A 24,183-nucleotide genomic window follows, 5' to 3' on the forward strand; every position below is an offset into this window, starting at 1 on the left:
CGCCCACCCCGCACGAACGGGGCGAGCCCCGGCAGGCCCACCCCGCCGGCGGGGGCGTTCTCGGCGGTGTAGAGCGGACGGATCCGTGGACCGTCATAGGTCCGCGTGGCCAACAGCTCCTCGACTTCGCCGGGAGTAGTCGCCTCGGTCGCCACGCCGGACTTGCGCAGCACCTGCAGGACGAGCGTCTGCCAATCGGCGCGCGTCGCCTCCGGAAAGTCTGCGGCCAGCGACAACCCGGCCGATGGAACGCTCATGTTCCGGATCGTAGGCCTGGGGGGCCCAGGCGGCCTGGAATGTACTCCCCGTCACAATACCTTGCGCGCGTTTCGCCGGATCGTGTCCCTGCTCACGATGCCCGCAGCCGCTCAGCCACCGCGGCTGTGCCGGCGGCGGACGCCTCAGCGGCCACTCTGGACGCCTCGGCCCGCTCGGCCGCCCGCGCCGCCAGGACCCGGGTCACCGCCGAGACGACCCGCTCCGGATGCCAGGTCACGTCGGCCACGCTGAACCGCAGCACCGTCCAGCGCAACGCGGCGAGGATGTTGCCGCGATGACGGTCCTGGTAGATCATCGCCGGCGGGCTGGTGGCCGAGAAGGTGTCCGCCTCCACGTCGAGTCGCTGCGCCGGCCAGGCAAGATCCAGCCGGGTGATGATCTGACCGGTCCCGTCCCTGACCGGCCACTGCAATTCCACGGGCGCGAGCCCGTTGTCGGCCAGCAGCAGCCGCAGCCGGGTCTCCAGGGGGTTCTCGGCCCGGCCGTCGGCCAGCGACCACCAGTCGGTCGTCTGCCGGAAACCGCGCCGCCCCTCGGCGGCCGCCCGCACCCCCGCCAGGCTCGGCACTAGGCCGCGGTGCAGGGCTGCGTCCAGGTGAGCGACCGCCGCCTCACGCGACTGGGCGGCCAGCACGAGATCCGCCAGCGTCCGCTCCGGCGAGGTGAGTGGGATCCCACCCAGCTCGACGCGCTGGTCGGCGTCGAGATCGCTGAAGTGCAGCCGGATCCCGCGCGGCTGGGCCCGGGTCTGCCGAGCCGGAAGAAGGAGGTGCACGGGTTCGGCGGAGCTTTCCGGAACCGCGAGCGGAAAACCGTGGAGCCGGGCGGCGGTGATCCCGCAGACGACGGCTCGGGGACGCCCGATGAGCGCGGCCCGCACCCGTGCCGAAAACGGCGAGGAGAAGACCGGGAGAATCGGCGTGGTATTTTCATCGCCGACGATCGGCGCCGCGTGCCCGGGGCCCGCGGTGATGGCACCATGGCGCTTTCTTCGTCGGCGCGCGACGTCGTTCCGGACAAGTCCGGCGGATTCCTTCTCCCGGATTTCAGACTCCCGGGTTTCAGAATGCTCGGCGCGCCGCCGATCCCCCGGCCGCGGGACGTCGTCGACGGAGCCAGGGAGCTCCGCCGGGGCGAGGGGTACGACGAAGACACCGCGCACCGGATGGCTCCACTGGCCGGAGTGGACGAGCTGGCGCAGCTGGCCGCGGGTCAGCCCAGCGGCCATCGCCTGCCGGTAGGTGATCGCACCCCCCTGGCGACCGGCGAGGCGGACCGCGGGGTCGAAACCGGGATAGCGCACGGGACGGGTCGGCGGGGGCGAGGCCGAAGCGGAAAACGTCATGGACCGAGAATCCATCAGGTAGCCCCGGTAATCCAGCGCCACAGGCCACCTGTGGATAACTCCTCACAGGAGGACGGCGAACGTAGGGCCCACCGATAACCCAGCAGGCTGTCACCGGAGCCATTTCCTCAAGCTAGCTTCGGGAGCGAAGCCGCTACCTAGCCGAGTTGCTTGCGAGAATGTACGATAACGACGGCGCGCATCGTCCGATAACGCAAGACAATCGACGGACAGCAGGTTGGACGGACAGCAGGTTGGACGGGCAGCAGGTTGGACGGGCAGCAGATTACTCAGCCACGGATCAACAGCACGATCGCCACGGTCGCACCGAGCATGATGACCGCGCCACGTAGAACGTTCGGTCGTAGCCGGCGGGCCACCCGGGCACCGATCGTCCCGCCGAGCAGGGAAGCGAGCACGAGGATGCCGGCGAACCCCCACGAGACCTTCGCGGTGACCAGGAAGACCGCCACTCCCACGGCGTTGACCCCGAACGCGAGCAGCGTCTTCAGCGCGTTGGTGCGCTGCAGGTCGTCGGCGAGCAGAATGCCCAGCACCCCGAGGAGCAGCACCCCGAGCCCCGCGCCGAAATACGATCCGTAGACTCCCGCGACAAAGATCCCAAGCCGGGTCGGCCAGGTCACCCGGGCCGTGGCGTCGACCACGGCCATGCTGGCTCTCCGGCGTGCCACCACGGCCGCGAGCCGGGACTGAGCCGCCAGGAGCAGGCAGGAGACCAGCACCAGGTACGGAACCAACACCCGGAAGCCGTCGGAGGGCGTGGCCAGCAGCACGACGGCGCCGGCCAGACCGCCGAGCAGAGCCGGCGGTCCCAGAGCACGCAGCCGGACGGCCTGCCCGGCGAGCTCGCGGCGGTAGCCCAGCGCCCCACCGGCGTACCCGGTGACCAGCCCCACCGATGAGGTAATGTTGGCGGTCAGCGCCGGCAGACCGGTGGCGAGCAGCGCCGGGAAGGCGATCAGGGTCCCGCCGCCCGCGATCGTGTTCACCGCGCCCGCGAGCAGACCCGCCCCGCCCGCGAGCAGGGCATCGGCTGGTCCCACGTGTCCTCTACGCCGATGGAAGGAAGAGTGACGGGTTCAGGGTGACGGGGTGACGGGCTCGGCGCAGTGCGGCCGGTCCGGCTCAGAGGTCGAACTCCTCCGGGTTGATGCCGACCGCGAAGCACGCCTCCCGCACGACGGCCTGCTCCGTCTTGTCGAAGGTGCCGTCGGCCCCGCCGATGACGATCCCGATCTGGATGACCGCCCTGGCCTCCGCCGGCTTCTTCTTCGTCTTCGCGATCTCCTGGAGAACGGAGACCTTGCCGAACTCGAAATCGGCCTGCAGCTTGCCGACATAGTCGTTGAAGCGACGCTGGAGATCATCCGCGGGAAAGTTGCTGAGCACGTCGTTGGAGATGATCAGCGCGGCGACCCGCTGCCGCTCGGCCGGGTCGATGGTCCCGTCCGCCGCAGCGACCAACGCGCACATCGCCATGCTCGCATCGCGGAAGGCACCGCTCTTCAGGTCGTTTTTCTTGGCGTTCAGCTGGCCCTGCATCGTCTGGGCGGACTGACGCAGCTGGTTCCAGATCGGCACCCGGGCTCCCTCGCACGGTGACGTATCACTAGATAGTTCCTCGCAGGTCAACGCATGACCGCCCGGATATGCTCCCACCGGCTGGCCGAGGGTCAGGAACCGGCACCGCCGGGACCACGGCCGGCGCCGCGAACGCGGTTGAGCCGGTCCACCGCCGCCTGCGCGTCACCGATCGTGGCGAAGTCGACCGCGACGAACGTCGGGATCCGCCCGCGCTCCTGGCGACAACGCTGTGCCCGGGTGAACACGGTCTCGGCGGCGTTCGCGCCGAGGGCGGCACGGCGGCTGGGCGCGGCGGCGGTGAGCCAGTGGTTCATCAGCAGCAGCGAGGCACCGTCCACGCCCCGGTTGCGGGCGCAGGTCCGCAGATCCTCGGGTTTCTTCGCATCGAACGGGGTGTCCTCGGCATACCGGTAGAAGCTGCGCAGGAACGTGCCCGGCAGGTCCTGCCGCTCGGTGAAGACCACCAGGCGTCGGCCCGAGCCGACCATCTCGCGCAGGGTCGGCCATCGGCCGTGCGGATCCTCCGGCGGCGTCGTCACCATCCCCGCGAGGCCCGCGGCCGCCACGCCGCCGGCGATCTCGCTCGCCGGCACCTCATTATCCTGGATAATCAGCGTCACGACCTCGGTGGGATTGCGGTTCATCCAGTCCCGGACCCGGGTCAGCTCCGCCACGAAGTCGAGGGAGCCGAGCTGGCACAGGTCATGGCACAGCCAGGTGCCAGGGCGTTCCGATCGGGCGCCTCGCGTCAGCGGAGCGAGCGCGTCGCGGGTCGCGGGCGGCAGGGTCTGCAGGTAGGCGTCGACCTGGGTCGGCGATGTCCAGTGGTGCACGTCGAGCAGCAGGGCGCGCACCCCCAGGTCGAGCTGGTGCGCGATCGCCGGGTCCTGGGCGGGCCCGAGAAACCGGTCCTCACTGGTGGCCATCGCGTTGTGGGTGGCCAGGTAGCTCACCTGATCATAGCGCCGGTCGCACAGCGCCTGCTGGCTGTTGCAGAGCTTGCGGGCCTCGGCTGCGGCGCCCGGGAAGGCCGTCCAGGTCACAGCGATCATCAGGGGCAGCGCGAGGGCGAACGCCGTGGCGACCCGGCACCGCCGGCCGGTCCGGTTCCACCGAGCGGACACCGCGACGAGCAGCGACAATCCGTAGCCGACCAGGCCGGCCACCAGCGTCCAGACCACGATCCGCAGGAAGCCGCTCTCGAGCGTGCCGTAGGCGTGCGAGGAGAAGTCGACCAGCACTGCGCCAGCTCCCGGCGGCAGGGGCGACGACGGCCCGTCCAGCGAGGTCAGCGGATTCGGCAGCGCGATGCGCAGGACGACGCCGAGCAGCCCGGCACCGACGTCGGCGAGGACCACCGCACCGGTCGCGGCCCGGACCCGGGACACCCCCCGCCGCCCGGCCAGCACGACGATGCCGGCCAGGGCCGCCGTCATGATCAGGGCGAGCAGGAGGGAGACCCACACCAGGGTCGCGGCGACGTCGTGCAGCCGGCCGATCGCGACGATCATCGGCCGGTCATGCAGATCCGACAGGCGGACCCCGAGATCGAGGGTGGATCCGTGGAGATACGCCTGGAGCCGGCCAATGGCCGTCTCGTCGCCCTGGAAGACCTCCGGACCGACCAACGCCAGTGCTCCGGCGATGTTGCCCGACCTCAGCAGGGCGCGCAGCGGAGCCTCGATGCGCGCACGCGTGTCGGCGTCCACCCGGCCCAGCACCACGGGCAGGACGCGGTCGGTGTCCTGCGGGGAGAGCTCGATCGTGGGTAGGGACTTCGGCGGGCGCCCGGCAGCGATGTCGTCGAGCGCGGTGACGACACCGTGGGTGAACTCCTGCACGGTGGTGACCTGGTAGCTGGTGCCGGCGCCCAGTTCACCGGCGACGTACCGGTTGGCCAGGCCCGAGATGTTGTCGAAGATCGGCCGGAGGTCGACGGCGAATTCGACGTCGTCCGTGTCGGCCCGCAGGTAGTCGACGATCCGGTTGATCTGCTCGTCGGTCATCGCCTGGATCGTCGACGGGGGCAGCACCGTGCGCAGGTTCGCGGTGACGAGGGAGCTGTCGATCGGGAGGCCGGCCAGCAACGTGTCGACCGCGGGATCGGGCAGTACCTGGGTGTAGACGCGGTCGTAGGCGTCGGCCCGGTTCAGCGACTGCGAGTAGAAGGCCGGGTTCAGCACGGTCCGCCACGCGGTGATGACGACGACCAGCGGCAGCCAGCAGAGCAGGACGAGGGAGACGAGGGAGACGTGCGCGAGGCGCCCCCGCTCCCCTCCTCGGCGACCCACGGCCTACCGGCAGACAGGCAGACCCGGCTGGGCCCGCAGATCCGGCTGGGCCCGCAGCGCTGGATGGGCGACGTCTGCCAGCGTCTCCTCGATGCGGGCCGCGACCTCGTCCGGGCTGCCGGAACCGTCCACCGTGCGCAGCAGGCCACCCTGCCGGTAGTAGCGGCGCAGCGGTGCGGTCTCCTCCGCGAAGACCTTCAACCGGCGACGGGCGGTGTCCTCCGCGTCGTCGACCCGGTCCTCGGTGCGGGACCGGCGCCGGATGCGGTCGAGCACCTCGTCGACGTCGACGTCGAGGTCGATGACCGCGTCGAGCGGGCCGCAGGTCGCCACGAGCATCCGGTCCAACGCCTCGGCCTGGGGGTAGGTCCGGGGGAACCCGTCGAACAGGAACCCCACCGCGCAGTCGACGCCACTCTCGAGCCGGTCGGCGACGATGTCGAGCACGATCTCGTCGGGGACCAGCTCGCCCGCGCGGACGTAGCGCTCCGCGCGACGGCCCAGCGGCGTACCCGCGGCGATCTGCTGGTCGAACAGCCGGCCGGTCGAGATCGAGGGGATGCCGTGCCGGGCGCTGATGCGAGCGCCCTGGGTTCCCTTGCCGGAGCCAGGTGGACCGAGCAGCACGAGCCTCATGGCACTGAACGGTACCGCCGCAGGTCACCAGGCTGGTCGGCGAGTCCAGTCAATCGCCGCAGATCCGGCCTGGAGCAAGACAGATCACATGAATCTTCGGCCACAAAGTGCTCCGGTGTCCCGGCTGCACGCCAGCCCCGGCTGCACGCCGGGGCTGGCTGGCTCCCGGTCAGCGACGCGTCGGCGTGATGGGCTCGGGCAGGTCCGTCCTGCCCATCAGCCAGCGGTCGGTGGCGGCGGCGGCGGCACGTCCCTCGGCAATCGCCCAGACGATCAGTGACTGCCCGCGTCCCATGTCCCCGGCGACGAACACGCCGGGGACCGAGGAGGCCCACCCGGCGTCGCGCGCCACGTTGCCGCGCGCGTCCAGCTCCACCCCGAGATCGGTCAGCAGGCCGGGCCGTTCCGGGCCGGTGAACCCCATGGCGAGCAGCACCAGCTGGCAGGGCAGCTCGGTGTAGGTACCCTCGACCTTCTCGAACTTCCCGCCGACGAGGCGCACCTCGTGCAGGCGCAGCGCCCGCACGTTGCCATCCTCGTCACCGAGGAAGCGCTCGGTGGAGACGGCGAAGACCCGCTCGCCGCCCTCCTCGTGCGCGCTGGAGACCCGGTAGATGATCGGGTATGACGGCCACGGGTTGGCCGGGGCCCGCAGCTCCGGCGGCCGGGGCATGATCTCGAGCTGGTGCACGGAGAGCGCGCCCTGGCGGTGGGAGGTGCCCAGGCAGTCCGCGCCCGTGTCACCGCCGCCGATGATGACCACGTTCTTACCCTTGGCGGAGATGGGCGACTCGGGCAGATCCCCCTGCGCGACCCGGTTCGCGGGCACGAGGAACTCCATCGCGAGATGGATGCCACCCAGCTCCCGGCCGGGAACAGGCAGGTCCCGGCCAACCGTCGATCCCCCGGCGAGGACCGTCGCATCGTAGGAGGAACGCAGCTCGTCCGCGGCGATGTCGAGGCCGACGTTGCAGGACGTGATGAACGACGTGCCCTCGGCCGCCATCTGCGCGAGCCGGCGGTCCAGGACCCGCTTCTCCATCTTGAACTCGGGGATTCCGTAGCGGAGCAGGCCGCCGATCCGGTCGGCCCGTTCGTAGACCACGACCTCGTGGCCGGCCCGGGTGAGCTGCTGGGCGGCGGCGAGACCGGCCGGGCCGGAGCCCACGACCGCCACCCGCTTGCCGGTACGCAGCGACGGCGGGACCGGGACCACGGTGCCGTCGGCCCAGGCGCGGTTGATGATGCTGACCTCGACCTGCTTGATGGTCACCGGATCGTCGCCGATGCCGAGCACGCAGGCCGCCTCGCACGGCGCCGGGCACAGCCGCCCGGTGAACTCGGGGAAGTTGTTCGTCGCATGCAGCCGCTCGATGGCGTCCACCCAGTCGCCGCGCCGGGTCAGGTCGTTCCATTCCGGAATGATGTTCCCGAGCGGACAGCCCTCGTGGCAGAACGGGATGCCGCAGTCCATGCAGCGGCTGGCCTGCGTGCGCAGATGCTCCTCGGGGAACGACTCGTACACCTCGCGCCAGTCAGTGATCCTGACGTCCACGGGACGGCGCTTCGGCAGCTCCCTGCGGTGCTTGAGGAAGCCGGTCGGGTCAGCCATGCCGCTCCTGTCGGGTCCGCGCGATCGCGATGATGGTCGGGTCGTGCTTGGCGGCCCAGTCAGCCACGAGCCGCCGCCATGATGACCTCGTCGGCGACGAGCCCCTGCTCCTGCGCCTGCCGGATGGCGGTCAGCACCCGCTTGTAGTCCCGTGGCATCACCTTACGGAACGACCCGCGCACGGTGTCCCAGTCGGCGTACAGCCGGGCAGCCACCGTCGAACCGGTCTCCCGGCGGTGCCGGACGAGCAGGTCCCGCACGATCGTCTCGTCGGCGTCGCCCAGCGCCTCGACGTCCACCATCTCGGTGTTGATCCGCGCCTCGACCGGGTCGTACAGGTAGGCCACGCCGCCGCTCATGCCCGCGGCGAAGTTGCGCCCGATGGCCCCGAGTACCAGCACGGTGCCGCCGGTCATGTACTCGCAGCCGTGGTCGCCGACCCCCTCGACCACCGCGGTCGCCCCGGAGTTGCGCACGCAGAACCGCTCGCCGACGATCCCGCGGAAGAACGCCTCGCCGCCCGTCGCCCCGTAGAGCAGGACGTTACCGGCGACGATGTTCTCCTCGGCCCGCAGCGGGGACTCCTTCGGCGGGAAGACGAAGATCTTGCCGCCGGACAGGCCCTTGCCGGCGTAGTCATTCGCGTCGCCCTCGAGGGTCAGCGTCATGCCGCGGGGCGCGAAGGCGCCGAAGCTCTGCCCCGCGGAGCCGGTGAACCGCAGCTGGATCGTGTCGTCGGGCAGCCCCGCCGCGCCGAAGCGCTTCGTCACCTCGTAGCCGAGCATGGTGCCCACGGTTCGGTTGACGTTGCGGATCGGCATCTCCAGCCAGACCGGCCGGCCGTCGTCGAGCGCCCCCTCGCACAGCTGGATCAGCGAGTTGTCCAGCGCCTTGTCCAACCCGTGGTCCTGGCTGGACGTGCAGTTCAGCGAGCCGCCGAAGGGCCGCTCCGGGGTGTGCAGCAACGGGGTGATGTCGAGGCCGGAAGCCTTCCAGTGGTCGACGGCGGCGCGGGCGTCGAGCAGGTCGACCCGGCCGACCGCCTCCTGCAGGCTGCGGAAGCCCAGCGCGGCGAGGTAGGTGCGCACCTCCTCGGCGATGAAGGTGAAGAAGGCCTCGACGAACTCGGGCCTGCCGGTGAACCGCCTGCGCAGTTCCGGGTTCTGGGTCGCCACACCGACCGGACAGGTGTCGAGATGGCAGACGCGCATCATCACGCAGCCGGCAACCACCAGCGGGGCGGTGGCGAAACCGAACTCCTCGGCCCCCAGCAGCGCCCCGACGATGACGTCGCGGCCGGTCTTCAGCTGCCCGTCGACCTGCACGACGATGCGGTCGCGCAGGCCGTTGAGCAGCAGCGTCTGCTGGGTCTCGGCCAGCCCCAGCTCCCACGGGGCACCCGCGTGCTTCAGCGAGGTCAGCGGCGAGGCGCCCGTCCCGCCGTCGTGCCCGGAGATCAGCACCACGTCGGCGTGCGCCTTGGAGACCCCGGCGGCGACCGTACCGACGCCGACCTCGGCGACCAGCTTGACGTGCACCCGGGCCTTGGGGTTGGCGTTCTTCAGGTCGTGGATGAGTTGGGCGAGGTCCTCGATCGAGTAGATGTCATGGTGCGGCGGCGGGGAGATGAGCCCGACACCGGGCGTCGAGTGCCGCGTCTTCGCGATCCACGGGTAAACCTTGTGGCCAGGAAGCTGCCCCCCCTCGCCGGGCTTCGCCCCCTGGGCCATCTTGATCTGGATGTCGTCGGCGTTGGCGAGGTACGCGCTGGTCACCCCGAACCGGCCGCTGGCGACCTGCTTGACCGCGGAGCGGCGCAGGTCCCCGTTCGCGTCCGGCGTGAACCGCTCCGCGTCCTCGCCGCCCTCGCCGGTGTTCGACTTCCCGCCGAGCCGGTTCATGGCGATAGCCAGCGTCTCGTGCGCCTCGGCGCTGATCGAGCCGTAGGACATGGCGCCGGTCGCGAACCGCTTGACGATCTCCGAGGCCGGCTCGACCTCCTCGATCGGCACCGAGCTGCGCACCCCGGTACGCAGCTCGAACAGACCCCGCAGCGTCGCGTTCTCCCGGGACAGGCCGTCGACCCGGGCGGTGTACTTCTGGAAGGTCTCGTACTGCCGGGTGCGGGTGGCGTGCTGGAGCAGGAAGACGGTCTCCGGGTTGAACAGGTGCAGCTCACCCTCGCGGCGCCACTGGTACTCGCCGCCGACCTCCAGCGTGCGGTGCGCGTGCTCGGAAGCGATCGGCGGATAGGCCCGCCGGTGCCGCGCGGCCACCTCCGCCGCGATGACGTCGAGCCCGACGCCGTCGAGGCGCGACGGGGTACCCGCGAAATAGGCGTCGATCAGTTCCTGGGACAGCCCGATCGCCTCGAAGACCTGGGCGCCGGTGTAGCTCGCCACCGTCGAGATGCCCATCTTGGACATCACCTTCAGCACGCCCTTGCCGAGCGCCTTGATCATGTTCTTCTCGGCCTGCTCCCGGGACACCCCGACGATCTCGCCCTCGGCGATGAGGCTGTCGATCGACTCGAATGCCAGGTACGGGTTGACTGCCGCGGCGCCGTAGCCGGTGAGCAGTGCGATGTGGTGCACCTCGCGGGCGTCGCCGCACTCGACGATGAGGCCGACCTTCGTCCTGGTCCGCTCCCGGATCAGGTGGTGGTGCACGGCGGCGGTCAGCAGCAGCGACGGGATCGGGGCCTTGCGCGTGTCGGAGTCCCGGTCGGAGAGCACGACGATGCGGGCACCGTCGGCGATGGCCTCGCTGACCCCGGCGCAGATCTCCGCCAGCCGGGCGGCGAGCGCCGCGCCGCCCCCGTCGACGTCATACAGACCACGGACCGTCACCGAGGCAAAGCCGGGCATGTCACCGTCGTCATTGATACCGATGATCTTCGAAAGTTGGCTGCTGCTGATCACCGGATAGGGCAGGTGCACCATCCGGCAGGACGCCGGGGACGGCGCGAGCAGGTTGCCCTCCGGGCCGAGCACCCGGCCCAGGCTCGTCACCAGCTCCTCGCGGATCGCGTCCAGCGGCGGGTTGGTGACCTGCGCGAACAACTGGGTGAAGTAGTCGAACAGCAGCCGGGGACGGCTGGAGAGCACCGCCACCGGCGTGTCGGTGCCCATCGAGCCGATCGGCTCCGCGCCCGTGCGCGCCATCGGCGCGACGAGCACGCGCAGCTCCTCCAGCGTGTAGCCGAACACCTGCTGGCGACGCAGCACCGAGGAGTGCCCGTAGAGGAGCTGCTCCCGCTCGGGCAGGTCGTCCAGCTCGATCAGACCGGCGTGCAGCCACTCCGCGTACGGCGCCGCGTTCGCGAGCTCGGACTTGATCTCCTCGTCGCTGACGATGCGCCCCTCGGCGGTGTCCACCAGGAACATCCGCCCCGGCTGGAGCCGGCCCTTCTGCACCACCTTGTGCGGCGGGATGTCGAGCACGCCCACCTCGGAGGCCATCACGACCAGGCCGTCGTCGGTGACCCAGTACCGCGATGGCCGCAGCCCGTTACGGTCGAGCACCGCCCCGATGACCGTCCCGTCGGTGAACGCGATGGAGGCCGGGCCGTCCCACGGCTCCATCAGCGTGGAGTGGAACTGGTAGAAGGCGCGCAGCGCCGAGTCCATCTCGGTGTGGTTCTCCCACGCCTCGGGGATCATCATCAGCACCGCGTGCGGCAGGCTGCGACCAGCCAGGTACAGCAGTTCCAGGACCTCGTCGAAGCTCGCCGAGTCGCTCGCCCCGTCCGCGCAGATGGGAAACAGCCGGGAGAGGTCACCGGGGATCAGGTCGCTGGCGAGCAGCGCCTCGCGGGCCCGCATCCAGTTCCGGTTCCCGCGGACGGTGTTGATCTCCCCGTTGTGGGCGACGAACCGGTACGGGTGCGCCAGCGGCCAGCTCGGGAAGGTGTTCGTGGAGAACCGGCTGTGCACCAGCGCGATGGCACTGGCGAACCGGGGGTCGTCGAGGTCGGGGAAGTAGGCCGAGAGCTGGTGGGTGGTGAGCATCCCCTTGTAGACCAGGGTCCGTGACGACAGCGACGCCAGGTAGACGCCGGTCTCCCGGCGGATCCGCTTGCGGGCGCAGAACGCCCGGCGTTCGAGGTCGGCCTGGTCGAACCCGTCTCCCGCGCCGCCCTCAACCGGACCGGCGGCGGGCAGACTGCCGGGCAATGCGAGGAACAGCTGCCGCATCCGCGGCTCAACCTCGTGGGCCGCGTGCCCGACGATGTGGCTGACGACCGGCACCTCACGCCAGCCGAGGACCCGCAGCCCCTCCTGGCGGACGATGCGGCTGATGGTGCGCACGGCGTCGTCCCGCTCCCCCGAGACCTGCGGCAGGAAGGCGATCCCGACGGCGTAACGCCCCGGGGCGGGCAGCGCGAAGTCGACGACGTCACGCAGGAACAGATCGGGGACCTGCACCAGGATGCCGGCTCCGTCGCCGGTGTCCGGGTCGCTGCCCGAGGCACCCCGGTGGTCGAGGTTACGCAGCACGGTCAGGCCCTGCTCGACCAGCTCGTGACTGCGCCTGCCGTGTACATCGACGACGAAGCCGACGCCACAGGCGTCGTGTTCGAAGGTGGGGTCGTAAAGACCTTGCGCACTCGGCATCCGGCGAAGTCCTGTCCATCTTCAGGGGCTGAAGGGGGTGCGGACGACGCTGTCCGAGTGGTGTGACGGCACGGCGGCGCTGGCCCGGCGCCCCGTGTCTCTACCGAGTGTGCCACGCGACCCGCTCATGCGCCGTGATCAAATATGTCCAGGAAATCACCGCCAGATGACGTCATACCTCCCCACCCGGCCTCGGTCACTACGAGTAGGGGGAGGCCGACGGTCCGGCCGACGCCCGGGGCCCCGCCGGAGACGGCGTCTCATCAGGGCATCTGCGGCTCCTCCGGCGGAACGGCCGACGTGTGCCCACCGCTCGCCGGCAATCTCGTTGCCAGGCCGCGGCTCTGCTGCTGCGAACCAGCCGGTACGGCAGTGGTGGCGGCAGTGGTGGCAGTGGTGGCGGCAGTGGTGGCAGTGGTGGCGGTCGGCCCGGAGTCGTCGGGCACCGCGGCGGCGGGTACCGACCCGGCGGAACCAGGATCGGCCGGATCGGGACCGGCCGGATCGGGACCGGCCGAGTCGGGACCGGCCGAGTCGGGACCGGCCGAGTCGAGAGCGGCCAGATCAGGATCGACCGGATCGGGACCGGCCGCTCGCTGGTCGGCGGCACCGGCACCGGCGGTCGTCACCGTGGACCGCGTCGCGGGCCGGGAACGGGCGATCCCGAGGGCCTCCTGCTCCTCCCTGGACAGATTCGGGTCCACGGGACGGCGGGTGACCGCCAGCGCCAGCAACGCCCCCAGACAGACGACGATCGAGGTCCAGACGTTGACCCGCAGCCCGAGGATCTGGTTCGCCGTGTCGATGCGCAGCATCTCGATCCACAACCGGCCGAACGTGTAGAGCGCGACGTAGAGGTAGAACAGCTTGCCGCGGCCGAGCCGGTGCCGCCGATCGACGACCAACAGGATCCCGGCCACCACCAGGTTCCACAGGAACTCGTAGAGGAAGGTCGGCTGGTAGGTGGACACGCCGGGGATGATCTGGTGCTTCTCGTCGATGCGCACCGCCCAGGGCAGGGTGCTCGCCTTGCCGTACAGCTCCTGGTTGAACCAGTTGCCCCAGCGTCCGATCGCCTGGGCGAGGATGATGCCCGGCGCCGCGGCGTCGCCGAACAGGGCGAGGCTGATGCCGTAGCGCCGGGTCGCCAGCCACGCGCCGAACGCCCCGCCCGCGATGGCGCCCCAGATACCCAGCCCGCCGTTCCAGATCTTGATGACGTCCAGCACGTTGCCGTCCCGGCCGAAGTAGGCGTCCGGGGTGCTGACCACGTGGTAGACACGGGCGCCGACGATGCCGAACGGGACGGCCCAGTAGGCGACCTCGCTGGCCACCATGGGATCCATGCCGCGGGCGCGCAGCCTTCTTCCCGTCACGAATACGGCGACGAAGATGCCAATGATGATCATCAGGGCGTAGGCGCGCAGCGGCACCGGCCCGAGATACATCACGCCACGCGATGGGCTGGGAATAGCGGCAAGAACCACGGTCGCCAGGCTATCCCGTGGACCCGTCCATCACGCGCGGGGTAGTCCGGCCACGTGTCCCACTCGGTGCGCAGCGGGGTGGTATAGGCGGCGATAGATGTGGGCGACAGCTGTGACGGCTGGGCCGGGACGGCCGGGAGTTCACGCCGGGACGGGAGCGCGCACCCCTCCGGCGAGTGCCGCGGCGAGCCGACGGATTCCGGCGAGGCCCGCCGAGGCGCCGGCTCCGGAACGTTCCGCCTCGAGCAGGACCTTCACCAGCGCGGAGCCGACGATCACACCGTCGGCGAAGCCCGCGACCTCGGCGGCCTGCGCCGCGGTGCTCACCCCGAGCCCCACCGCCACCGGGAGCTCGGTGGCGGCCCGCACCCGGGCGACCAGATCGGCCGCCTGCTCGCCGACCGCCGCCCGGGTCCCGGTGACACCCATCAGCGAGGCGGCGTAGACAAAGCCGCGCGCGACGCCGGCGACCAGCCGGAGGCGGGTGTCCGAGGAGCTGGGAGCGACGAGGAACACCGGGGCCAGGCCGTGCGCGGCGCACGCGTCGAGCCAGGGCCCGGCCTCTTCGGGCGGCAGGTCCGGAGTGATCGCCCCGGCGCCCCCGGCAGCGGCGAGATCGGCCGCGAACGCGGCCGCGCCGTAGCGGTCGATCGGGTTCCAGTAGGACATGACCAGAGCCGGGGCCCCCGTCGCGGCGACGGCCTCGACGGTGCGGATCACGTCCTGCGTCGTGACCCCACCGCGCAGGGCCGCATCCGCCGCATCCTGGATCACCGGACCGTCGATGGTGGGGTCGGAGTAAGGCAGGCCGACCTCGACGACGTCGACTCCCGCCGCCACCATGGCCCGCATGGCCTCGATCGCCCCGTCCACCGTCGGGAATCCCGCGGGCAGATAGCCGACCAGCACCGACCGCCCCTCCTCGCGGGCCGCCGCGAACACTGCGTCCAACCGACTCTGCACCGTGCGTCCGTTCCGTCGGGCCCGAGGGCCGATGTGTCCTGTCTTTGGTTGCGCCGGTCCCGAGGCAGGGTCCCTCAGGCCCTCAGGATCCTCCCTCAGGGTCCCTCAGGCCGGCCCCCGCCGGACCGCCGGCGGGGCCCCCCGCCGGCATCGGCCTCGTCTAGGAGGTCGAACCAGCGGGCGGCGGTGTCGACGTCCTTGTCCCCCCGACCGGAGCAGTTGACGACGACGACCGCGCCCGGACCGAGCTCCCGGGCGACGTCGAGGGCACCCGCGAAGGCGTGCGCGCTCTCGATCGCGACCAGGATGCCCTCGGTACGGGCCACCAGCGCGAGCGCCTCCATCGCGGCGGTGTCGTCCACGACCCGATAGCTCGCCCGACCAGTCTCGTGCAGCAGGGCATGTTCGGGGCCGATGCCGGGGTAGTCCAGACCCGCCGAGATCGAGTGGGAGACCTGGGTCTGCCCGAACTCGTCCTGCAGCAGGAACGTCCGCATGCCGTGCAGCACGCCCGCGGAACCGCCGGCGATCGCCGCGGCGTGCCGACCGGTGGTGACCCCGTCCCCCCCGGCCTCGCAGCCGATCAGCGCGACCTCGACGTCGGGGATGAACGGGTGGAAGATGCCCATCGCGTTCGAGCCGCCACCGACGCAGGCGACGACGGCGTCGGGCAGCCGGCCGACACGGTCGAGCACCTGGGCGCGGGCCTCGACCCCGATGATCCGCTGGAAATCGCGGACCAGCATCGGGAACGGGTGCGGGCCCATCACCGACCCGATGCAGTAGTGGGTCGTGCCAACGGTGGTCACCCAGTCGCGCATGGCCTCGTTGATGGCGTCCTTCAACGTTCGGCTGCCGGACGTGACCGCGACGACCTCGGCGCCGAGCAGGCGCATCCGGGCGACGTTGAGGGCCTGCCGGCGGGTGTCCTCCTCGCCCATGTAGACGACGCAGTCCAGGCCGAGCAGGGCGCAGGCGGTGGCCGTGGCAACACCGTGCTGACCGGCTCCGGTCTCGGCGATGACCCGGGTCTTGCCCATCCGCCGGGTCAGCAGGCACTGCCCGAGGACATTATTGATCTTGTGGGAACCGGTGTGCGCGAGGTCCTCACGCTTGAGCAGGATGCGGGCACCGCCAACGTGCGCGGTGAGCCGGTGGGCGTCGGTGAGCGGAGTGGGCCGGCCCGCGTAGCTCGCCAGCAGCTCGTCCAGTTCCGCGGTGAAGCCGGGATCCACCCTGGCCGCCGCGTAGGCCGCGGTGAGCTCGTCCAGCGCTGCCATGAGGGCCTCGGGGACGAAGCGACCGCCGAAACGCCCGAAGTGCCCCGAGGAGTCGGGGAACGCCTGCCAGCTCGACGCGTCCAGACGGGCCGGACCGGAGCTCGACGGCGTCCCGGTTCCGGCGGCCGCGGGGCGAACTGACTCGGCAGCGGTTCGGATGGTCACGGTGCGACTGTATAGGGCCGAGCCCCGGATACCGGGGCACGGGCGCCGGGGCACGGGCGCCGACGGCCTCAGCGCCCGATCCGGGCCGCCGGGTGCGCGCCGGCCGCCACCAGATCGGCGACCGTCTGACGGGGATCGCCGGTGACGGCCGCCTCGCCGACCAGTACCACGTCCGCCCCCGCGGCGGCGTAGGCGAGCAGATCGTGCGGCCCCCGGATGCCGGACTCGGCGACCGCGAGCACTCCCTGGGGCACCATCGGCACGAGCCGGGCGAAGGTGCTCCGATCGATCTTCAGCGTGTGCAGGTCGCGGGCGTTCACTCCGACCAGTCGGGCCCCGGCGTCCAGCGCCCGCACCATCTCCGCCTCGTCGTGCACCTCGACCAGCGCCGTCATGCCCAGGGACTCGATCCGCTCGTGCAGGCCGACGAGCCGCGGCTGGTCCAGCGCCGCGACGATGAGCAGGACGATGTCCGCCCCGTGCGCCCGGGCCTCGAAGACCTGGTAGGGCGACACGATGAAGTCCTTGCGCAGCAGCGGGACGTCCACCGCGCGACGCACGGCATCGAGGTCGGCCAGGGAGCCGCCGAAGCGCCGTTGCTCGGTCAGGACACTCACCGCGGCGGCGCCCGCCGCCTCGTACTCGGTGGCGAGGGCAGCGGGGTCGGTGATGGCCGCCAGCTCCCCCTTCGAGGGGGAACGGCGCTTCACCTCGGCAATCACCGAGACCCGGGAGTCCCGGAAGACGGCGAGCGCGTCCTTCGGGTCGGGAACGCGTTCCACCCGCCGCTTGAGATCTGCCAGAGAGGTCTGTTGCTCGCGGGCGGCAAGATCGATCCCGACCCCGTCGAGGATCTCGGCGAGAACGCTCATCGCCCCGCGCTCGCGACTGTCGCGGTCATGCCGCCGATGGTAGGCCAGGCAGGCACGGTGGGCCCGGAACCCCCACCTGCGGCTACGATCCATAACTCTACGTAGTTGACTTTCCCGTGAGGAATCGGGTAGCGGCCCGAACACACCCATCTTCACGGACACTGCACCGTCAGCCACTTCGGATCCGCCTACACCGATCAGCTGCGATCCGCAATCGATCTTGCGTCGTGAGCCCGTTGACAGAGTGACGCGACGAGTCCGGTGAACCACCGTGTGCAGAGGCACAACCGGGCTACCACCTCGCTCGCCGGGCAACGGCATCACGAGATCCGGGCGGCCGCACGACAGGTTCTCGGGATCGGCGGCAGGTTCTCGGGATCGGCGGCCGCGGCGCGCACGCTCGGGACCGCCGCGCCTTCGCCGACCGGAAACACGCATGGCACGCCGCACATGTCCTCGAACGGACCGGACCCTCGAACGGACCGGACCCTCGGGCGGACCCGGGCAGCGCCCCAGGGACGGCGTGGCGGGCTGGCGTCGATCGCCGGCACCCCCTATAGTCGAACATGAGTTCGATACCAAGGAGAGTTCCGATGGACATCCGCCGCATCTCGCCCCCCCTCAGCGCCGCCCGGGTGCCCGCGGCGCGCGACGCCTCAGGCGCGCACCCACGGCCCCGCCTCGAGCCCGAGCTCGCCGAGCAGCTCGACGAGCTGTCCCGCTGCCTGATCCGGATGGACGCCGTCATGATGATGCTCGAAGCCGACCTGGACCGCCGGGCACTGGCTCTCGCGGAGCTGGTCGACCCGTTTCCCGACCTCCCACCCGCGGACTTGGCGCCCGCCGACCCGCTGGCCGGTGGCGCTCCCGGTTCCGGCTGGCCGGCCCGCCGGGCCGGGCGTCGCGGAGACGCCAGGTGATCAGGTCGGGTCGTGGCCCCGCTCGATCGCGTCCCAGGCGTCGGCCGGAGTGGCATCGCGGGCCTGGTAGCGGCCGGACATCGCGGGCCATGACCGGCCGCGCAGGACGACGAGGGCGCCGACGAGGATGAGCAGCAGCCCGCCCGCGAACGACAGCCAGGGAGCGATCGTCTGGCTGACGTCATCGATCCGCGCCTGGCCACCGGGCACGAGCTGGCGGACCTGATCGGTCTCGCGCAGCGTCGGGAGTGGATCCCAGCCGATGCGTCCGGCCACGTAGGCGATGCCGACCCCGGCGGCCACGATGAGCACACCGATGACCGGCCGCCCGATGCGCCGGGTGGCCACGATCGCCACGGCCGCGGCAAGCCCGACCAGGGCGAGAGCGGTCGCCGGCGAGGCAAGCGCCCCGCCGGTCCAGTGCACGGCGAGTGGCGCCGCGACGGCGCCGCCGTCCGCCCCACCGCGGGGCACGCTCACCCGGGCGGACACCCAGGTCGCACCGCCCGACACGAGCACGACGCCGGCACCGAGCAGACATCCCAGCACCGCGAGAGTGCGTTCCCGGTGGCCGCGTCGCATCGCCTCGGCCGCGTGCACATCGCCCCCGGGAGGGTGGCCCGGCGAAGGCGGCTCCGCGGTGCCGGCCCGGTCGCGCGGGGAGGATGGGCGCCCCGCGGAGGGGGACCCCGCGGCCGTCATGACGGCGGTCGCAACGACTCGGCGACCTCGACGGCGCGCAGGACGGCGGCGGCCTTCGCGCGGCTTTCCAGATCCTCGGTGTCGGGATCGGAATCCGCGACGATGCCGGCTCCGGCCTGGACATAGGCCATGCCGTCGCGCATCACCGTGGTACGGATCGCGATCGCGGTGTCCAGATCACCGCCGAAGTCCAGGTAGCCGACCACGCCCCCGTACAGGCCCCGCCGAGTCGGCTCCAGCTCGTCGATGACCTCCATCGCCCGCACCTTGGGCGCCCCCGAGAGCGTCCCCGCCGGGAACGTCGCTGCCAGCACGTCCACGGCGCTGCGGTCCGGGGCCACCTCACCGATCACCGTGGAGACGATGTGCATGATGTGCGAGAACCGTTCGATGGCCGCGAACTCGACGACCCGGACCGAACCGGGGTTGCAGACCCGCCCGAGGTCGTTGCGGACCAGGTCGACCAGCATCACGTGCTCGGAGCGTTCCTTCGGGTCCGCGAGAAGCTCCGCCGCAAGCTCGGCGTCCTGTTCGGGGGTGGCGCCCCGGGGCCGGCTGCCCGCGATGGGATGCAGCAACGCCCGGCGGCCGGTGACCTTGACGTGCGCCTCCGGGGAGGATCCGACGACGTCGTGGTCGGCGAAGCGCAGCAGGTACATATAGGGACTCGGATTCGAGGTCCGCAGCACCCGGTAGACGTCGAGCGCATCCGCGGTCGTCCGCCGTTCGAAGCGCTGCGAGACGACGATCTGGAAGCACTCGCCGGCGCGGATCTCCTCGATGGCCCGCTCGACCGCGGTCTGGAAGGCACCGGGAGGCGTGGCGGAGACGAAGTCGCCGACCCCCGCGGCGGTGCCCGCCGTGGTCGCCACGGTCGGCTCGTTCCACTTCGCGAGATCGCTGGTCATGGCCTCCAGCCGGGCCACCGCGTCGTCGTAGGCGGCGTCCAGGTCGATCCCGGCCGGGTGTGCGGCGGCGTCCGCGTCCCCACCGGTGGCGCCTGCGTCACCGGCACCACTCCCGCAGCCGGTGAAGACGTTGGCCACCAGCAGGCAGGAACCGTCCCGATGGTCCAGCACGGCGAGATCGGTGGTGAGCAGCATACGCAGCTCGGGAAGGCTGAGGTCGTCGACGGCGTGCGCGGGGAGCCGCTCGATGCGGCGCACGATGTCGTAGCCGAGATAGCCGACCAGGCCACCCATGAGCGGAGGGGCCTGTGGGCTGTTCGAGGCCTGCAGAGTGCTCTCCACCGCGCGCAGGATGTCGAGCGGGTCACCGTCGACCGGCACCCCGGGAGGCGGCGCACCGTCCACCCACACCGCCTGCCCGTCGCGCTCGGTCAGCGTCGCCGCGGCCCGCACACCGATGAACGAATACCGCGACCACACCCCGCCGTGCTCCGCCGATTCCAGCAGGAACGTCCCGGAGCCGCCGGCGAGCTTGCGGTAGACACCGACGGGTGTCTCCCCGTCGGCAAGCAGCCGGCGGGTGACGGCGACGACCGGATGCGCCGCCGCCGCGGCCCGGAACTCCTCCCGGCTGGGGATAATCTGCCCGGTCGTCATCGGTCCGCGCCAGCCTTGTCCGCGCCGGCCTTGCTCGCGCCGACGGGGTCACCGGCGGCACCGGAAACGCTGGCGGCACCGGAGAGGTCGCGGGGCCGGGCAGTATCCGTGGCCTCGGCGGTCGCCGTGGGCAGAAGATCGTCGTCGAAGCAGGTCCGCGTGCCCGTGTGGCAGGCCGGGCCCACCTGGTCCACCCGGACGAGGACGGTGTCCCCGTCGCAGTCGAGCGCGACCGACCGCACCCATTGCCGGTGCCCGCTGGTCTCCCCCTTGACCCAGTACTCCGCGCGGCTGCGGCTCCAGTACGTGGCCCGGCCCGTGGTGAGAGTCCGGTGCAGCGCCTCGTCGTCCATCCACCCGAGCATCAGCACCTCGCCGGTGTCGTACTGCTGGGCGACGGCGGGGAACAGGCCCGCGTCGTTGCGGCGCAGCCTACGGGCGATGGCGGGATCCAGAGCGGAAGGGCGAACGGTCACCCCACTATTCTGCTCGCGCTGCTCGCGCCCGGCGCCGCAGCGGTGCCGGCATCGGCCGACGGGCCGCCCGCCGGTCCCGTCCCGACCCCCGCCGCCCAGGACCGGTGCAGGCGCTGGTACACGCCGCGCATCGCGATCAGATCCCGGTGCGGACCGCGCTGGACGATCCGCCCGGCGCCCACGACGACGACGGTCGAGGCGCCGGCGCGTTGCCGCAGCCCGGCGAGGATCGCCGCCTCCGCTCGGGGATCGGCGCTCGTGGTGGCGACGGCGAGGACGAACAGCCGCACGCTTGGACACAGTTACCCTCTATCGGCGCACAGGTACGCCCGCGCCCCGCAGCGCCGTCTTCACCTCGCCGATGCGCAGCTGCCCGAAGTGGAACACGCTCGCCGCGAGCACCGCGTCCGCGCCCGCGCCGATCGCTGGCACGAAGTGGGCCAGGTCGCCGGCCCCGCCGCTGGCGATCACCGGGACGTCGACCTCGGCACGCACCGCAGAGATCATCTCCAGGTCGTAGCCGTCCCGTGTGCCGTCGGCGTCCATCGAGTTGAGCAGGATCTCCCCGGCGCCGAGCTCAACCACCCGCACCGTCCAAGCCACCGCGTCGATGCCGGTGCCCTTGCGGCCGCCGTGCGTCGTGACCTCGAAGCGCGGGCCGCCGGGACCGGGTGAGCGCCGGGCGTCCACCGAGATGACGATGCACTGGTTACCGAACCGATGGGCGCACTCGCGCACCAACTCGGGCCGGGCCACCGCCGCCGTGTTGATGCCGACCTTGTCGGCCCCCGCCCGCAGCAGGCGGTTCACGTCGTCGACCGAGCGAACCCCGCCACCCACGGTCAGCGGGATGAACACCTGTTCGGCGGTCCGCCGCACGATGTCGTAGGTGGTCTCCCGATCGCCGCTGGACGCGGTGATGTCGAGGAACGTCAGCTCGTCGGCACCCTCGGCGTCGTAGAGGCGCGCCATCTCGACCGGGTCGCCGGCATCGCGCAGGTCCGTGAAGTTCACGCCCTTCACGACCCGGCCGGCGTCGACATCGAGGCAGGGAATCACCCGGACCGCGACACTCATCGACCCACCGCACCCGCGCACCCGTTCCCTTGCCTATCCAGAGGGATTTTTCGGGCACAGAACCCTCTGGAAAGGCAAGGAAGCCGGCGGGAAGAGCAGCGCCGGCGGGGAGCCGTCACGGGGTCACGGCCTTCCCCGCGTTCCCGGCGTTCCCGGCGACGGCCAGGGCCTCGGGCAGCGTGAAGGCGCCGGCGTAGAGCGCCTTGCCGATGATCGCGCCCTCCACTCCGGGCACCGCGGCAATCGCGGTGAGGTCGTCGAGCGTGGCCACGCCGCCACTGGCGACCACCGGCCGGCTGGTGGCCGCGGTCACGGAGCACAGGAGCTCGACGTTCGGCCCGGTGAGCGTGCCGTCCCGGCGCACGTCCGTCACCACGTACCGGGCGCAGCCATCGGCGTCGAGGCGGGCGAGCACATCGAACAGCTCGCCGCCGTCCCGCGTCCAGCCCCGGGCCGACAGCGTGGTCCCCCGGACGTCGAGACCGACCGCGATACGGTCGCCGACCCGGTCGATGGCCCGGCGGACCCAGGCGGGATCCTCGAGCGCGGCCGTACCGATGTTGACCCGGGCCGCGCCGGTGGCCAGCGCCGCGTCGAGCGAGGCGTCGTCGCGGATGCCGCCGGAGAGCTCGACGGCCACGCCCACCGCGCGTACCACCTCGGCGATGAGCTCCCGATTCGACCCCCGGCCGAAGGCAGCGTCGAGATCGACCAGGTGGATCCACTCGGCGCCGTCGCGCTGCCAGGTCAGCGCCGCCTCCCGCGGGTCGCCGTACGAGGTCTCGGAACCGGCCTCACCCTGGACAAGTCGAACGGCCCTGCCGTCGGCCACGTCCACGGCGGGCAGCAGAGTAAGCGTCACATCGGCCACCCTACGGTCCAGCGGGGCGCTGGAGCCGCTCTATTACGGGACATCCGCCCTCGCGTTCACGCTCACCCAGGACAGGGCTCACCCAGGACAGGGCTCACCCAGGACAGGGCTCACTCAGGACAGGCTGCCGAGCCAGTTCGCCAGCAGGTGCGCCCCGGCATCCCCGGACTTCTCCGGGTGGAACTGGGTCGCGGCGAGCGCACCCCGCTCGACGGCGGCGGCGAACGGCTCGCCGTGCTCCCCCACGGTGTCCCCGGCGGCCGGATCGGCCTTCGCCGCATACGAGTGGACAAAGTAGAACCGTGTGTCCGCGGGCAGCCCGGAGAACAGGATCGATCCGGCGGGCGGCGCCACAGTGTTCCAGCCCATGTGCGGCAGGATATCGGCGGCGAGCCGGCGGACCTCGCCAGGGATCACACCGATCCCGGCCGTCCGCACCCCGTGCTCGTCACCGAGCTCGTACAGCACCTGCATCCCGACGCAGATCCCGAGCACGGGCCGTCCCGCCGCTACCCGCTCCCGCACCACGGGCGCGGCGCCCACGGCGCCGATGCCTGCCATACAGGCCGCATAGGCCCCCACGCCCGGTACAACCAGGCCCGCGGCGCCGCGGGCCACGTCAAGATCCGCGGTCACCGTCACGTCGGCGCCGACTCGGGCGAGCGCGCGCTCGGCCGACCGCAGGTTTCCCGAGCCGTAGTCCAGGACGACCACCCGGGGACGCCGGCCGGGTCCGTCTCCGATCACAGCACATGGGTCTGGTCCGGGCGGCCGCGGCGCCGGGCGGCCGGGTCCGTCTCCGGTCACAGCACACCTTTCGTGGAGGGTATCCCGGCGACGCGGGCGTCGAGCGCCACCGCGTCGCGCAGGGCCCGCGCGACCGCCTTGAACTGGGCCTCGACCACGTGATGGGCGTTGCGGCCGGACAGCACCCGCACGTGCAGCGCGATCCGGGCGGACGCGGTGATCGACTCGAAGATGTGCCGGGTCAGCGTCGTGTCGTAAGTTCCGATCATCCCGACGAGATCCGGTTCGGCGTGCACGCAGTACGGCCGGCCGGACAGGTCGACGGCGGCTTGGGCGAGCGCCTCGTCCAGCGGGACGGTGGCATCCCCGAACCGGCGGATACCCGCCTTGTCGCCGAGTGCCTCGCGCAGGGCGGACCCGAAGGCGATCGAGGTGTCCTCGACGGTGTGGTGGGCGTCGATGTGCAGATCCCCCCGGGTACGCACGGTGAGGTCGAACCCGCCGTGCTTGCCGAGCTGGGACAGCATGTGGTCGAAGAACGGGACGCCGGTGTCCGACGAGGAGATTCCCGTCCCATCGAGGTCGAGCTCGACCAGGACGTCCGACTCCAACGTCTTGCGTTCGATTCGCGCGGTGCGTGCCATCGGGGGCTTCCTCGGTCTCTGTAGGTCTCA

At 71.5% G+C, this 24,183-nt stretch carries 20 protein-coding genes and 1 pseudogene; 1 reads left to right on the forward strand and 20 read right to left on the reverse strand.

Annotation, left to right across the window (positions count from 1 at the left end; translation table 11 throughout):
• The 12 genes and pseudogenes from AC08OV_RS10225 to trpC form a co-directional block, all read right to left on the reverse strand.
• Nucleotides 1-257 (reverse strand): annotated as a pseudogene (locus AC08OV_RS10225) (methylmalonyl-CoA mutase); the annotation flags it as partial.
• A gap of 92 nt (nt 258-349) precedes the next feature.
• A complete protein-coding gene (locus tag AC08OV_RS10230; protein ID WP_476619597.1) occupies nt 350-1,624 on the reverse strand; it encodes a type IV toxin-antitoxin system AbiEi family antitoxin domain-containing protein in 1,275 nt (424 codons plus the stop codon).
• A gap of 290 nt (nt 1,625-1,914) precedes the next feature.
• The gene (locus tag AC08OV_RS10235) at nt 1,915-2,688 is read right to left on the reverse strand and encodes a sulfite exporter TauE/SafE family protein (RefSeq protein ID WP_476619598.1); all 774 of its coding nucleotides are present in this window, start codon (nt 2,686-2,688) and stop codon (nt 1,915-1,917) included.
• A gap of 82 nt (nt 2,689-2,770) precedes the next feature.
• Nucleotides 2,771-3,226, reverse strand: coding sequence for a tellurite resistance TerB family protein (locus tag AC08OV_RS10240; RefSeq protein ID WP_476613738.1), 456 nt, complete (start codon nt 3,224-3,226; stop codon nt 2,771-2,773).
• A gap of 92 nt (nt 3,227-3,318) precedes the next feature.
• Entirely contained in the window at nt 3,319-5,520 is a 2,202-nt protein-coding gene (locus AC08OV_RS10245) for a phosphoinositide-specific phospholipase C-related protein (RefSeq protein WP_476613737.1), read from the reverse strand.
• Nucleotides 5,521-5,523: 3 nt separating this feature from the next.
• Entirely contained in the window at nt 5,524-6,156 is a 633-nt protein-coding gene (locus tag AC08OV_RS10250; protein ID WP_476613736.1) for an adenylate kinase, read from the reverse strand.
• A gap of 169 nt (nt 6,157-6,325) precedes the next feature.
• Nucleotides 6,326-7,768, reverse strand: a complete 1,443-nt coding sequence (locus AC08OV_RS10255; protein WP_476613735.1) for a glutamate synthase subunit beta — start codon at nt 7,766-7,768, stop codon at nt 6,326-6,328.
• A 59-nt stretch (nt 7,769-7,827) separates the two neighbouring features.
• Nucleotides 7,828-12,384, reverse strand: a complete 4,557-nt coding sequence (gene gltB, locus AC08OV_RS10260) for a glutamate synthase large subunit (protein ID WP_476613734.1) — start codon at nt 12,382-12,384, stop codon at nt 7,828-7,830.
• A gap of 263 nt (nt 12,385-12,647) precedes the next feature.
• Nucleotides 12,648-13,871 carry a prolipoprotein diacylglyceryl transferase gene (gene lgt / locus AC08OV_RS10265; RefSeq protein WP_476613733.1) on the reverse strand — a complete coding sequence of 408 codons (1,224 nt, stop codon included), beginning with the start codon at nt 13,869-13,871 and terminating at the stop codon, nt 12,648-12,650.
• 141 nt (nt 13,872-14,012) lie between these two features.
• On the reverse strand, nt 14,013-14,834 hold the full coding sequence (gene trpA, locus AC08OV_RS10270) for a tryptophan synthase subunit alpha (protein ID WP_476613732.1): 822 nt from the start codon (nt 14,832-14,834) through the stop codon (nt 14,013-14,015).
• A 95-nt stretch (nt 14,835-14,929) separates the two neighbouring features.
• Complete coding sequence (trpB, locus tag AC08OV_RS10275) at nt 14,930-16,279, reverse strand: tryptophan synthase subunit beta (protein ID WP_476613731.1); 1,350 nt, start codon at nt 16,277-16,279, stop codon at nt 14,930-14,932.
• Between the two features lie 68 nt (nt 16,280-16,347).
• Nucleotides 16,348-17,151 (reverse strand): indole-3-glycerol phosphate synthase TrpC, encoded by an 804-nt coding sequence (trpC, locus tag AC08OV_RS10280; RefSeq protein WP_476613730.1) that lies wholly within the window; start codon nt 17,149-17,151, stop codon nt 16,348-16,350.
• Between the two features lie 593 nt (nt 17,152-17,744).
• On the opposite strand from trpC, the gene AC08OV_RS10285 reads away from it, so the two are divergent.
• The gene (locus AC08OV_RS10285) at nt 17,745-18,071 is read left to right on the forward strand and encodes a hypothetical protein (RefSeq protein ID WP_476619599.1); all 327 of its coding nucleotides are present in this window, start codon (nt 17,745-17,747) and stop codon (nt 18,069-18,071) included.
• Here AC08OV_RS10285 and AC08OV_RS10290 read toward each other — a convergent pair whose 3' ends face one another.
• The 8 genes from AC08OV_RS10290 to hisB all read right to left on the reverse strand — a co-directional run bounded on the left by AC08OV_RS10290 (nt 18,072) and on the right by hisB (nt 24,153).
• Entirely contained in the window at nt 18,072-18,773 is a 702-nt protein-coding gene (locus AC08OV_RS10290; RefSeq protein WP_476613314.1) for a Trp biosynthesis-associated membrane protein, read from the reverse strand.
• Nucleotides 18,770-20,338: an anthranilate synthase component I gene (locus AC08OV_RS10295; protein ID WP_476613313.1), complete on the reverse strand. Its 1,569-nt coding sequence runs from the start codon at nt 20,336-20,338 to the stop codon at nt 18,770-18,772. Before AC08OV_RS10295 ends, AC08OV_RS10290 begins: the two co-directional genes overlap by 4 nt.
• Nucleotides 20,335-20,814 (reverse strand): phosphoribosyl-AMP cyclohydrolase, encoded by a 480-nt coding sequence (hisI, locus tag AC08OV_RS10300; protein ID WP_476613312.1) that lies wholly within the window; start codon nt 20,812-20,814, stop codon nt 20,335-20,337. The genes AC08OV_RS10295 and hisI overlap by 4 nt, the downstream gene beginning before the upstream one ends.
• On the reverse strand, nt 20,811-21,104 hold the full coding sequence (locus AC08OV_RS10305; RefSeq protein ID WP_476613311.1) for a hypothetical protein: 294 nt from the start codon (nt 21,102-21,104) through the stop codon (nt 20,811-20,813). The genes hisI and AC08OV_RS10305 overlap by 4 nt, the downstream gene beginning before the upstream one ends.
• 19 nt (nt 21,105-21,123) lie before the next feature.
• Entirely contained in the window at nt 21,124-21,891 is a 768-nt protein-coding gene (gene hisF, locus AC08OV_RS10310) for an imidazole glycerol phosphate synthase subunit HisF (RefSeq protein ID WP_462203582.1), read from the reverse strand.
• Nucleotides 21,892-22,006: 115 nt separating this feature from the next.
• The gene (priA, locus tag AC08OV_RS10315; RefSeq protein ID WP_476613310.1) at nt 22,007-22,753 is read right to left on the reverse strand and encodes a bifunctional 1-(5-phosphoribosyl)-5-((5-phosphoribosylamino)methylideneamino)imidazole-4-carboxamide isomerase/phosphoribosylanthranilate isomerase PriA; all 747 of its coding nucleotides are present in this window, start codon (nt 22,751-22,753) and stop codon (nt 22,007-22,009) included.
• 123 nt (nt 22,754-22,876) lie between these two features.
• Nucleotides 22,877-23,509, reverse strand: a complete 633-nt coding sequence (gene hisH, locus AC08OV_RS10320) for an imidazole glycerol phosphate synthase subunit HisH (protein ID WP_476613309.1) — start codon at nt 23,507-23,509, stop codon at nt 22,877-22,879.
• Between the two features lie 56 nt (nt 23,510-23,565).
• Complete coding sequence (gene hisB / locus AC08OV_RS10325; RefSeq protein WP_476591919.1) at nt 23,566-24,153, reverse strand: imidazoleglycerol-phosphate dehydratase HisB; 588 nt, start codon at nt 24,151-24,153, stop codon at nt 23,566-23,568.
• Nucleotides 24,154-24,183: the final 30 nt, after the last annotated feature.

It is taken from the genome of Frankia sp. CeTa3Moorea (assembly GCF_978021225.1).